Source organism: Streptomyces sp. NPDC111628 (assembly GCF_055635195.1).
In genome coordinates, this window is record NZ_JBVKBZ010000005.1 from 1 (window position 1) to 12,550 (window position 12,550).

The following is a 12,550-nucleotide window of genomic DNA, read 5'->3' on the forward strand; positions in this document are numbered from 1 at the left end:
AGTTCTCAAGGAACGGACGCTTCCTTTGTACTCACCCTCTCGGGCTTTCCTCCGGGCGCTTCCCTTCGGTCTTGCGTTTCCGACTCTATCAGATCCTTTCCGATCCGATTTCCTCGGTGCTTTCCAGGTTCCCGCTTTCGCGTTTCCCTTTCCGGCGGTTCCGACTCTATCAGATCCTTTCGGGCTCTGATTCCCCGTCAGAGGGGGTTGCCGTCCCGGCTGTTGGGCCGTTCCGACGTTTCAAACCTTAGCGGACCCTCTCGGCGATTCCCAATCGGGGTCGATCAGGCCGACGAGTGCCCAGCGGAATTGAATTCGGGCGCGCCGAAGCCATTCCCACTTGGGGATCGTGCTGGTGGTTTGATTGCCGCTGCTGCGGCGGGAGGTGCTGCCGCAGTACCGTTACGGTCCCGTGGCAACCCGGAGAACACTACGGATCCCGTGGGGGCCTGTCAAGCGTCGCTGTCAAGATCTTTAATCGAGGTCGCTGAGCCGGCCACCGGCGTCCGGCTGCGCGTGCTCCACCCTGCGCAGGAGGCGGGTCAGCACCTCGCCGAGCGCCGTGCGGTCGTCGGCGGAGAGGTCCTGGAGCAGGTCCTCCTCGAAGACCGTGGCGAGGCGCATGGCCGCCAGCCACTTCTCGCGCCCCTCCCCCGTGATCGCGACGATCACGCGGACCCGGTTGGTCTCGTCGCGTTCCCGGGTGACCAGGCCCTCCGTCACCATGCGGTCGATGCGGTGCGTCATCGCGGCCGGGGTGAGGCCGAGGCGCTTGGCGAGGTCGCCGGGGCCGAGGCGGTAGGGGGCGCCGGAGAGCACGAGGGCCTTCAGTACCTCCCAGTCCGTGTTGCCGATGCCCAGCTCGGCGGTCTGGCGGCCGTACGCGACGTTCATACGGCGGTTGAGGCGGGAGAGCGCCGAGACGATCTTCTCGACCTGCGGGTCGAGGTCCTGGAACTCGCGCTGGTAGGCGGCGATCTGCTCTTCGAGTGTCGGCTCGCCGGCGCCGGAGGTGTCGCCCATGACCGCAGTATGGCACGCGACTCCTTTGCTTTGAAGTCCTTCGGTATGTACTCTTTACCTTCGAACTTTAGCTTCTAAGTCTTCAGCTCTAACGGCTGGAGCGGACGATCCGAGAGATCAAGAGAGGGTGAACGTGACCAGGGCAATGGGCGCGGCGATGCGCCGGATCCACGTGGGCAACGCACTCAGCGCGTTCGGACTCGGCTTCACGGTCCCCTACCTGTACGTCTATGTGGCGCAGGTACGGGGACTGGGTTCTGTCACGGCGGGTCTCGTGCTCGCCGTCTTCGCCGTGGCCGCGCTGATCGTGCTGCCGTTCGCCGGGCGGGCCATCGTCCGGCGGGGTCCGCTGCCGGTGCTGCTGGTCGCCCTGGTCACCGCCGCGCTCGGTGCGCTGAGCCTCGGGCTGTCGGCCTCGGCCGGCACGGTGCTGCTGTCCGCCGCCGCGCTGGGAGCCGGGCAGGCCGTGATGCAGCCGGCGCTCGCGACGATGATCGTGGACTGCTCGACCACGGAGACCCGGTCGCGTGCCTTCGCGATGCAGTTCTTCCTGCAGAACCTGGGGCTCGGCGTCGGCGGGCTCATCGGCGGTCACCTGGTCGACACCACGAGCGCGTCGTCCTTCACGCTGCTGTTCGCCATCGAGGCGGCGATGTTCCTGGTGCTGGTCGCCGTCATGGCGACGGTGCGGTCGCCGCGCGCGCCGCGGATCGAGGGGGCGCCGGGACAGGCCGGCGGCGGAAGCTGGAAGCAGCTCCTCGGCAACCGGGCCATGGTGCAGCTGTGCGTCCTGGGCTTCGTGCTGTTCTTCGCCTGCTACGGGCAGTTCGAGTCAGGGCTGAGCGCGTACGGCGTCGAGGCGGCCGGGATCTCCACGTCCGCGCTGGGGACCGCGCTGGCGGCGAACACGCTGATGATCGTGATCGCGCAGTTCGCGGTGCTGAAGTTCGTGGAGCGGCGCAAGCGGTCCCGAGTCATCGCGTCCGTGGGGCTGATCTGGGCCGTGGCGTGGGCCGTGGCCGGGTACGCCGGGCTGGGGCACGGCAGCCAGACGATGGCCACGGCCGCCTTCATCTCGACGTACGCGCTGTTCGGGCTGGGTGAGGCGATGCTGTCGCCGACGCTGGCGCCGCTGGTGGCGGACCTGGCTCCGACCGGTCTCGCCGGGCAGTACAACTCCGCCTTCGCCCTGGTGAAGCAGCTCGCCCTGGCGATCGGTCCGGCGGTCGGCGGGCCGCTCGGGGCCTCGCTGCACGCGCCGTACATCGTGGCGTTCCTGTTGTTCTCGCTGGGCATCACGGTGCTGGCGGTGCGGCTGGGGCGGCAGCTCACCGATGTACAGAATCAGCCGTCGCTGGCCAGGAGCCGGGTGGTCACGCAGGGCGGGGCGCCGGCCGACGCCGTGGTGGCCGCGGAGGCGTGAGCGGGCCGGGCGGGTCGCGGCGGGGCCGGGGTCCGCGCCCGCTCCGCCGTCGGCTCAGGGCTTCTGCAGGACGAACTCGCACCAGACCGCCTTGCCGCCGCCCGGGGTCCGCCTGGACCCCCAGTTGGAGGCGATCGTCGCGACGATGGCGATGCCCCGGCCGGACTCGTCCCCCGGCTCCGCGCGGCGGCGTCGGGGCAGGTGGTCGTCGCCGTCGGTCACCTCGATGATCAGGCGGCGGTCGGTACGGCGCAGCCGCAGCCGCATCGGCGGGGTGCCGTGCTGGAGGGAGTTGGCGACCAGTTCGCTGGTGGCCAGGGCGCCGAGGTCGTGCAGCTCGGTGGGGAAGCGCCAGCTGGTGAGGACACCGGAGGCGAAGGCACGCGCGCGTGGGGCCGCTTCCACGCCGCCGAGCAGTTCCAGGGCGGCGTTGCGGAACAGCTCGGCCTCGGCGCCCTTGCGGGCGGGGTGCTGGAGGACCAGGACGGCGACGTCGTCGTCGTGGTCCGGGGTGACGCCCGCCGAGCGGACCAGTCGGTCGCAGACCACCTGGGGCGTGCCGGTGGCGCCGGACAGGGCGCGCTCCAGGGCGGCGATGCCCTCGTCCAGGTCCTCGTCGCGGCGTTCGACCAGGCCGTCGGTGTAGAGGACGGCCGTGGAGCCGGGGGGCAGGGCGATCGAGCCGGACGTGTGGATCCAGCCGCCGGTGCCGAGCGGCGGGCCGGTGGGTTCGTCGGCGCGCTGGACGGTGCCGTCCTCGTCGCGGACCAGGATGGGGAGGTGGCCGGCGGACGCGTAGACCAGCCGGCCCTCGTTGGGGTCGTGGATGGCGTAGACGCAGGTGGCGATCTGGTTGGCGTCGATCTCGGCGGCGAGGCCGTCGAGGAGCTGGAGCACCTCGTGCGGGGGCAGGTCGAGGCGGGCGTAGGCCCGGACCGCCGTGCGGAGCTGTCCCATGACGGCCGCCGCGCGGACGCCTCGGCCCATGACGTCGCCGATGACCAGGGCGGTGCGGCCGCCGCCGAGAGTGATCACGTCGTACCAGTCGCCGCCGACCGCTGCCTCGGTGCCGCCGGGGTGGTAGGTGGCGGCGACGCGCAGGTCGTCGGGCTCCTCCAGCTCCTGCGGGAGGAGGGAGCGCTGGAGCGTGACGGCGGTCTCGCGCTGGCTGCGTTCGCTCGCGCGGAGGCGGCCGGCGGCCTCGGCGTGGTCGGTGACGTCGGTCGCGAAGACGAGCACTCCGCGGCCGTCGCCGTTGTGCCCCGCGGTGACCGGGGTGCAGGTGAAGGTGTAGGAGCGGCCGTCCGGGGCCTTGCGGGACTTGAGGGTGCGGGGCCTGCCGCTGCGCTGGACCTGGTCCAGGAGCGGGAAGAGGCCCGGCTCGTCCAGCTCGGGGAGGGCCTCGCGCGCGCGGGCGCCGAGGTCGCGGATGCCGAAGGCGGCGACGTAGGCGTCGTTGACGTAGGCGAGGCGGTGTTCGGGGCCGTGCAGGAGGGCGACGAGGGCCGGGACGCGGCCGAGGACGTCGCGGACGGGCAGTTCGTCAACGCTGGGGGTGTTTGCGGCGGGCGGGGCCTCGTCGGTCAGCTGTTCGGCGCGGGCGGCGGGTACGGAGCCGTCCGCCCGCCGGTCCGGGGAGAGGGCCGTGTCGGTCCGCGCGGCGGCGCGGCGCTGTGTTCCGGGGAGTCGGGCGCTCCAGCGCGTGAAGTTCACGAATCCTTGCCTCGTGTAGTTGTCGGCGGCCGGGGACCGGGGCGGGCCGGGGCGGCCCGGGCCCCGGGGGCCGCGCTGGGGCGAGCGGCGGCGCGCCCGCGGTGGTGGACCAGTCTGGCAGGGTGCCCGCCTGGCCGACATCCGTCAGACGCCCCAGTGGCCTGGGGAGTTCCTGAGTCCGGTCAGGACGACCCCTTCGGGTTGTGCGGGGGCTCCTGAGAAGGCTTTCCACCGGCCGCGAGTTCGAACTCCGCCCGCGGATGTTCGAGTGAGCCCAGGGAGACGATCTCTCGTTTGAAGAGCCCGGCGATCACCCATTCGGCGAGCACGCGCGCCTTGCGGTTGACGGTGGGGACGCGGCTGAGGTGGTAGGCGCGGTGCATGAACCACGCGGGGTAGCCCTTGAGCTTGCGCCCGTAGACGTGTGCGACGCCCTTGTGGAAGCCGAGGGAGGCGACGGAGCCCGCGTACCGGTGCGCGTACGTGTCGAGGGGCTCGCCGCGCAGGGCGTGGGTGACGTTGTCGCCGAGGACCTTGGCCTGGCGGACGGCGTGCTGGGCGTTGGGGGCGCATTCCCGGCCGGGTTCGGGCGCGGTGACGTCGGGGACGGCGGCGGCGTCACCGGCCGCCCACGCGTGCGGGGCGCCGTCGACCGACAGGTGGGCGGTGCAGGCGAGCCGGCCGCGGTCGTCGAGGGGCAGGTCGGTGGAGGCCAGGACCGGGTGCGGTTTGACCCCGGCCGTCCAGACGACCGTGCGGGTGGGGAAGCGGGAGCCGTCGCTCAGGACGGCGACGCGGTCGGCGCAGGACTCGAGGCGGGTGTCCAGGCGTACGTCGATGTTGCGGCGGCGCAGTTCGGTGACCGTGTAGCGGCCCAGCTCCTCGCCGACCTCGGGCAGGATGCGGCCCGACGCCTCGACGAGGATCCACTTCATGTCCTCGGGGGTGACGTTGTGGTAGTACCGCGCGGCGTAGCGGGTCATGTCCTCCAGCTCGCCGAGGGCCTCCACGCCCGCGTAGCCGCCGCCGACGAAGACGAAGGTGAGGGCGGCGTCGCGGATGGCGGGGTCGCGGGTGGAGGAGGCGATGTCCATCTGTTCCAGGACGTGGTTGCGCAGGCCGATGGCCTCCTCGACGGTCTTGAATCCGACGCCGTGGTCGGCGAGTCCGGGCACGGGCAGGGTGCGCGAGACGGAGCCGGGGGCGAGGACGAGTTCGTCGTACGTCAGCCGGCGTGCGCCCGTCTCCTCCTCGTCGGTGGCGAGGGTGGTGATGGTGGCGGTGCGGGTCGTGTGGTCGATGGACCGGGCCTCGCCGACGACGACGTCGCACTGGCCGAGGACGCGGCGCAGGGGCACGACGACGTGCCGGGGGGAGATGGACCCGGCCGCCGCCTCGGGGAGGAACGGCTGATAGGTCATGTAGGCCTCGGGGGTGACGACCGTGATCTCGGCCTCGCCCCGCCGCAGTTCGCCCTTGAGATTCCGTTGCAGCCGCAGGGCCGTGTACATCCCGACGTAGCCACCGCCGACAACGAGAATGCGCGCACGTTCCTTCACCATCCCATGACGCACCCGACGCTTGCGTTTGTCCACAGGCTCGTCAATTTGTGTGACCGGAGATCGTCGGGGCGCCCAGCCGCGGGAATCACCGTCACACGGCATGATCACGCAGGTCAGCGTGGGTGAGTGCGGGCTCGGAGGGTGGCACATTCGGGGCGTGTGCGATCCGTGCTCCGATCGGGGGGCGCTCCGTGCGGAACGTGCCCCTTCTGAATTGACCCCCGCTCAACTATGTTCTTTCCCACGGTGTGCAGGGGGATGTGCTCATGGGGTCCGCGACGGGCGGGCCGCGCAACCGGGCCCGTTCCACGCACTCCGGCTTTCGATGGCGGGGAGTGTCTCCGGGGGGAGACGTCATTACCGGGGGATTGTCTATGCATGTTCAGGATTCTCATTGGTCGTCCGCGTCGGCCGTCGCGCCCGGCGGTGCGATGAGTACGGCGGCGGGCGGCGCACGCGCGGACGCGGCACGGAGCGCGCCCTTGCGCGTGGACGCCCAGCGCAATCTGGAGCACGTGCTGCGCGCGGCGCGTGAGGTGTTCGGCGAGCTGGGATACGGCGCGCCGATGGAGGACGTGGCGCGGCGCGCGCGGGTCGGTGTCGGCACGGTGTACCGGCGTTTCCCGAGCAAGGACGTGCTGGTGCGTCGGATAGCCGAGGAAGAGACGGCACGGCTGACCGACCAGGCCCGCACGGCGCTCGGGCAGGAGGACGAGCCGTGGTCGGCGCTGTCCCGCTTCCTGCGCACGTCGGTCGCCTCGGGCGCCGGCCGGCTGCTGCCGCCGCAGGTGCTGCGGGTCGGGGTGTCGGACGACGCCGACACCGACGGTCGCGTGGGCGGTTCCGGTGGTGCGGCAGCCGGTGATCCGCGGGTGCCGCAGCAGCGGATACAGCCGGGCACCGGCGAGTTGCGGCTGGTGCCCGAGGAGCCCACCGCGGCCAGGGCGTCGGCCGCCGCCGGAGGTTCCGTCGCGGACGCCGCGAGCCCTGTCGCAACCCCTGCCACAGGTCCGGCGGCAGGCTCTGTCGCAGGTTCCGTCGCGGGCTCCGTGGTCGGCGACGACGGTGCCGCGGCGCTGCTGGAGGTCGTGGGCCGGCTCGTGGAGCGGGCGCGCACGGCGGGTGAGCTGCGGCCGGACGTGTCGGTGTCGGACGTACTGCTGGTCATAGCCACGGCGGCGCCCTCGCTGCCGGACCCGGCCCAGCAGGCGGCGGCCTCGGCCCGGTTGCTGGACATCCTGCTGGAGGGGCTGCGGTCGCGGCCGGTGTGAGACGGCGGCGGCACCGTCGGGGGCCCGTATCTCCTTCCCCGAACGGCTGAGCGTTATTACCGCGGCACGTGAAGTCCGCACAGACGAGTGACGGTCGGCACAGGGGGGTCCTGAACAAAAGCCAATATGGCACGCTGACCCGGTGTTCGGACTGGCTGGGCAGGTTGGCGGGGGCTTTCCGCGATGAGCGTTGACGGGCGGGACGGGTCAATCGGTGACGGCGAGAGCGGTCCCGGTGACGCCGAGACCGGCGAGAGCCGGGGCGGCCGCACCGGGGACGGTGACGCCCGGGCGGGCGACTCGCCGCAGGTGCCGGGCCAGGGCGGTCGGCCCCATGCCGGGCGGGACGCCGCCCCCGTGGAGGACGGCGGCGCCCGTGACGGCGGCCGCGAGGGTCCCGCCGAGGACGAGCGCCCTGCGGGGACCGGTGTTCCGGCCCAGCGCGAGCTGCACGAGGACAGCGTCCTGCCGCCGCCGCGCGACCTGTACGACGACGGCGTCCTGCCGCCGCCGCGCGAGCTTCCGGCGTCCGACGCCGAGCTGATCGGGCGGATGCGCTCGGGCGACGACACGGCCTACGAGGAGCTGTACCGGCGCCATGCGGACGCGGTACGCCGGTACGCGCGCACCTGCTGCCGCGACGCCCACACCGCGGACGACCTCACCGCCGAGGTGTTCGCCCGCATGCTCCAGGCGGTGCGCGGCGGTTCGGGACCCGAGCACGCCGTACGCGCCTACCTGCTCACCGCGGTCCGGCGCGTCGCCGCCGGCTGGACCCGGTCGGCCGGGCGGGAGCAACTCGTCGAGGACTTCGCGGTGTTCGCCACGCAGGCCGCGCACACCGCGAAGGTGCCGGACGACGACACCCTGGAGCTGGGCGCCGACGTCCGCGCCATGCACGAGGCCGAGCAGTCGATGGCCATGCGGGCGTTCCGGTCACTGCCGGAGCGGTGGCAGGCCGTGCTGTGGCACACCGAGGTCGAGGACGAGTCGCCGAGCGAGGTGGCCATGCTCTTCGGGCTGGACGCCAACGGCACCCGTGTCCTGGCCAGCCGCGCCCGCGAAGGGCTCAAGCAGGCCTACCTCCAGGCCCACGTCAGCGATGCCCTCGCCACCGACGAGGAGTGCGCCCGCTACGCCGACCAGCTCGGCACGTACGCGCGCGGCAGACTGCGCGTCCGGGCCGAGCGCGGGCTGCGCAAACACCTGGAGGAGTGCGCGAGGTGCCGACTGGCCGCGACCCAGATCAAGGAGGTCGCGAGCGGCATTCCCGCCGTGGTGCCCGTCGCGGTCATCGGCTGGTTCGGTGTCGCCGGGTACGCGAAGGCGGCGGGGCTCATCGCCGGGGGCGCGGGCGCCGGTGCGGCGGGAGCCGCGGGCGCGGCGGCCACGGCCGGCGGCGGTGCGTCCGGCGGAGCGGGCGCCGGGGCCGGTGCGGCGGCCTCCGAGGGGCTGGGCGCGCCGGTGAAGGCGGGGATCGCGGCCGGTGTGGTCGCGGTGGCCGCGGCGGCGGCGCTGGCCCTGGCCCTGATCGGCGACGACACCCCGGACAAGAAGCCGCCGAAGGCCGCCCCGCCCGCCTCCTCACCGGTGGCGCAGCCCGCCCCGGACACCCCCACGCCCTCGCCCCGACCGCCCCGCCCACCCGAGCCGGTGGCGGCCCCCAAGCCGACCCCCACGCCCACTCCGACCCCGACCCCGAAGCCCACCCCGAAACCGAAACCGACCCCCACCCCGACTCCCCCGCCGAAGCCGACCCCCACCCCGACACCTCCCCCTCCTCCACCCCCACCACCGCCCGCCCCGACCGTCTACCAGTGGAGCGAGCTGGCGTACGACGTGAGCGGCGACGGCACCGGCCCCGAGATGCGGCTGGCCGGAAGCAGCTGGGTGTGGCAGCGCTCCGCCCTGTCGGTCGACGACGTGTCGTACGCCCACGGCGTCACCGTCAACGGACGCTCCTCGGTCACCATCGACCTCAACCGCGCGTGCTCGTCCTACGACGCGCTGGCCGGCGTCGACGACCTGACGATGAAGCTGGGCAAGGTCCACTTCTCGGTGTACGCGGACGACGTCCGGCTGTGGAACTCGGGGATGGTCAAGGGCGGGGACCCCGCGGTACCGGTCCACGTGGACATCACGGGACGCGAGACGCTGCGGCTGGTGACCGAGCCGCACAGCCCCTTCGACTCGTTGGCGCTCGCGGACTGGGCCCAGTCCCGCTTCACCTGCGCGTAGGAGCCTGCCGGACCGGCCGCCGCACCGCCGCCTCCAGCTCGCCGACGACGTCCCGGGGCGTGAGCCCGGCGCCCACGGCCACTTCGGCGTCGTACAGCTCCGGGCCGAGGGCACCGCGGGCGGCGGCCTCGGCCCGCTCGGCGTGCGTCCGGTCCGGCATGGGGCGCGGACGGTCGCCGCGCCAGTGTCCGGCCGCGCCCAGCAGCCGCGCCGCACGGGCCTGGTCGCCGAGGTCGCTCAGCAGGCCCGCCGCGCTGTCCACGAGGGTCGCGAGGACCAGCTCGGCGCACCGTTCCTCGACGGCCGCCCGCAGAGCGTCCGCCAGCAGCGGCAGGGCGGCGCCCGGGCCCGACTCGCCCGCCGTCACGAGCGCGTCCACCAGCCCCAGCATCGCGAGGAACTGCGGCGGCGGCGTACCGCGCAGGCACTCCTCGCGGGCCGCCTCCCACAGGACGCGGGCCCGCGCGAACTCCTCGTCCACCACCGCGAGCCCGGCCCGCAGCATCAGAACGAAGGCCTTGGAGTCCACCACGCCGTACCGGTCGGCCGCGGCACCGGCCTCGTCGAGCACGCCCAGCGCCGTGCCGTGGTCCCCCTCGCGGTAGGCGATCTCGGCGAGCCGGGCGATGAGGAACGGCGCCTCCGCGAACGCCCCCACCTCCTTGGCGAGCCGCAGCGCCTCCGCGTACTCGCCCCTGGCCTCCTCGTAGCGGCCGCGCACCATGGCGGCCTCGCCGAAGGCGCTGCACACCTGGGCCTCCACGAGGCGGTCGCCGACACGGCGGCTGAGCACACGCATCTCCGCCAGGTCGGCGTCGACGCCCACCGGAGTGCCCGAGATGTCGACCACCGCATGGGTACGGAACATGAGGCTGGCGGCGATCTCCCACTCGCCGCCGTAGGCACGGCAGTTGGCGACGGAGGCGTCCATGGATCCCTGGACGTCGCCGGAGTCGCTGACGAAGAACTCGGTCAGCGGCCAGACGAGACCGGGCACCCGGGCCGCTTCGGGGCCGCCCGCCGCGAAGTGGTCCCGCACCCGCCGGACGTACTTCCGCATGCGCTCGTCCAGCAGCCCCTCCCTGGGCGCGGTCTCGAAGGTGAGGAGGATGTGCATCATCCGCACCTGCATGCGCAAGGAGTGCAGCGGGTGCGTCGGGCCGCCCTCGCTCCCGGCGAGGAGCGCACCGACGGGATCGGCGGCGGCGATACGCCGGGCGAGCACGTCCGCCGCCGGCACCTGGTCACCCCCCGCGTCCAGGGCGGCTCCGAGACGCAGCACCCGGTCCAGCCACCCGACCCCCTCGTGCCGGTAGTTGCGCAGCCACCAGAACCAGCCCATGGCGAGCGCGAGGGCCGCGGCCTCCGGCTCGTCGCCCGCGGTGAGGGAGCGGTCGAGGGCCGCACGGATGTTGTCGTGCTCGGTCTCCAGGCGGGAGATGTACGGCAGTTGCCCGGCCGAGCGCAGCAGCGGGTCGGCTTCCTCTGCCAGGGCGCGCGCCCACACGCGGTGGGCGCGTTCGGCGGCGGCGCGCAGCCCGGGCGTCTCGGCGGCGCGTTCCTCGGCGTACTCGTGAATGGTCTCCAGCAGGCGATAGCGCATGCCGGCGCCGTCGGCGCCCGGGTCGGCGACGACGAGGGACTTGTCGACGAGGGCCCCGAGGAGGTCCGCAGCGGGCCCGGTGCCCACGGCCTCCGCGGCCGCCAGGTCCCAGCCGCCCGCGAAGACGGACAGTTCGCGCAGCAACGTGCGTTCCGCCTCGTCGAGGAGGTCCCAGGACCAGTCGACGACCGCGCGCAGCGTCTGCTGGCGGGGCAGCACGGTACGGCTGCCCGAGGTGAGCAGGCGGAAGCGGTCGTCGAGCCGGTCGGCGATCTCCCGGGGGGTGAGCAGCCGGAGCCGGGCGGCGGCCAGCTCGATGGCCAGCGGCAGTCCGTCGAGGCGCCGGCAGATCTCGGCGACCGCCTCCTCGTCACGCAGGACCGCGTCCGCGTCGGGACGCACGGCGCCGGCACGCGCGGTGAACAGGCGCTGCGCCTGCTCGGGGGTGAGCGGCTCGACGGGGCGCACCGACTCGCCGGGCACGCCCAGGGGTTCCCGGCTGGTGGCGAGGACGGTGAGGCCCGGGCAGCGGGTCAGCAGGGTCTCGGCGAGCCGGGCCGCCGCGCCGATGACGTGTTCGCAGTTGTCGAGGACCAGGAGTTGGCTGCGCGGGGCGCAGTACTCGACGAGCAGGGCGACGGGGTCGTCCTGCACGGCCGCCCGGTCGCCGGTCAGCAGCACGGTCTCGCGCAGCCCGAGGGCGTTGACGACCGCGCCGGGCACCGCGTCCGGCCGGTCGAGCGGAGCGAGCTCGACCAGCCACGCCTGTTCGAGCCCGGCGGCGGCCTCCTCGGCGAGGCGGGTCTTCCCGGATCCGCCGGGCCCGGTGAGGGTGACGAGGCGGGCCCCGGGCAGTTCGGAACGGAGGGCGTCCAGCTCCAGTTCCCGCCCCACGAAGGTGGTCAGCCGAGGCCTGATGTTGCCCTTGCGGCCGTCGGAGGGGGCCCGCTCGGGTGCCGGCCGCCGCGCGCCCCGGGCGCCGAGCAGTTCGGCGTGCAGGGCGCGCAGCCGGGGGCCGGGTTCGGTGCCGAGGCCGTCGGCGAGGGTGCGGCGGGCGCTCTCGTAGGCGGCCAGCGCGTCGGCGTCGCGGCCGGAGGCGCGCAGGGCGGCGATCAGGAGGGCGTGCAGCGGTTCGTCGTACGGGTGCGCGGTGGTCAGTTCACGCAGCCGCGGTACGGCGTCGTGGGCGTCGCCGAGACGCAGACCGGCCTCGATACGAGCGCGGGTCGCCTCCAGGCGCAGGGCGTCGGGGCCGGCGGCGTGGCCGGGGAGGTCGGCCAGGGCGGGGCCGCGCCAGAGGGCGAGCGCCTCGTCCAGGTGCCGGGCGGCGGTCGCGGCGTCGCCGTGTTCGAGGGCGGTGGTGCCCCGGCGTACGAGGCGCTCGAAGACGAACAGGTCGACGTCGTCGCCGGTCGCCGCGAGCCGGTACCCGCCGGGGGCGGAGGCGACGGCTTCCTTGCCGACGGTACGGCGGAGGCGGCCGACCAGGGCCTGGAGGGCGGCGGGGGCGTCCTGCGGGGGGTCGTCGTCCTCCGCCCAGACCTCCTCGATCAGCGTGGTGGGGGTGACGACGTCGCCGGGGCGCAGGGCGAGGGCGGTGAGCAGCGCGCGCAGGCGGGGACCGCCGGGGTTGACGACGGTGCCGTGGTCCTCCGTCTGGGTGACGCCCAGGATTCTGTACCGCACGGAGTCATTGTCGCCGCACCGGTGGGGTGCG

7 protein-coding genes are annotated in these 12,550 nt (G+C 73.7%); 3 read left to right on the top strand and 4 right to left on the bottom strand.

Going from position 1 to position 12,550, the window contains the following annotated elements; translation table 11 throughout:
• Positions 1 to 474: 474 nt before the first annotated feature.
• Complete coding sequence (locus ACZ7MF_RS25790) at positions 475 to 1,023, bottom strand: MarR family winged helix-turn-helix transcriptional regulator (RefSeq protein WP_471480136.1); 549 nt, start codon at positions 1,021 to 1,023, stop codon at positions 475 to 477.
• A gap of 145 nt (positions 1,024 to 1,168) precedes the next feature.
• Here ACZ7MF_RS25790 and ACZ7MF_RS25795 point away from each other — a divergent pair, with 145 nt between their 5' ends.
• Positions 1,169 to 2,446 carry an MDR family MFS transporter gene (locus ACZ7MF_RS25795; protein ID WP_471481182.1) on the top strand — a complete coding sequence of 426 codons (1,278 nt, stop codon included), beginning with the start codon at positions 1,169 to 1,171 and terminating at the stop codon, positions 2,444 to 2,446.
• A 54-nt stretch (positions 2,447 to 2,500) separates the two neighbouring features.
• Here the strand turns inward: ACZ7MF_RS25795 and ACZ7MF_RS25800 are convergent, their stop codons facing one another.
• Complete coding sequence (locus ACZ7MF_RS25800; protein WP_471480138.1) at positions 2,501 to 4,159, bottom strand: ATP-binding SpoIIE family protein phosphatase; 1,659 nt, start codon at positions 4,157 to 4,159, stop codon at positions 2,501 to 2,503.
• 182 nt (positions 4,160 to 4,341) lie between these two features.
• Positions 4,342 to 5,721, bottom strand: a complete 1,380-nt coding sequence (locus tag ACZ7MF_RS25805) for an NAD(P)/FAD-dependent oxidoreductase (RefSeq protein ID WP_471480140.1) — start codon at positions 5,719 to 5,721, stop codon at positions 4,342 to 4,344.
• 374 nt (positions 5,722 to 6,095) lie between these two features.
• On the opposite strand from ACZ7MF_RS25805, the gene ACZ7MF_RS25810 reads away from it, so the two are divergent.
• Both ACZ7MF_RS25810 and ACZ7MF_RS25815 read left to right on the top strand, forming a co-directional pair.
• A complete protein-coding gene (locus ACZ7MF_RS25810) occupies positions 6,096 to 6,992 on the top strand; it encodes a TetR/AcrR family transcriptional regulator (RefSeq protein ID WP_471480142.1) in 897 nt (298 codons plus the stop codon).
• 183 nt (positions 6,993 to 7,175) lie between these two features.
• Positions 7,176 to 9,230: a sigma-70 family RNA polymerase sigma factor gene (locus ACZ7MF_RS25815; RefSeq protein WP_471480143.1), complete on the top strand. Its 2,055-nt coding sequence runs from the start codon at positions 7,176 to 7,178 to the stop codon at positions 9,228 to 9,230.
• Here the strand turns inward: ACZ7MF_RS25815 and ACZ7MF_RS25820 are convergent.
• Positions 9,217 to 12,519 carry a BTAD domain-containing putative transcriptional regulator gene (locus tag ACZ7MF_RS25820; protein ID WP_471480145.1) on the bottom strand — a complete coding sequence of 1,101 codons (3,303 nt, stop codon included), beginning with the start codon at positions 12,517 to 12,519 and terminating at the stop codon, positions 9,217 to 9,219. The two genes, ACZ7MF_RS25815 and ACZ7MF_RS25820, sit on opposite strands and share 14 nt — an antisense overlap.
• Positions 12,520 to 12,550 lie beyond the last annotated feature (31 nt).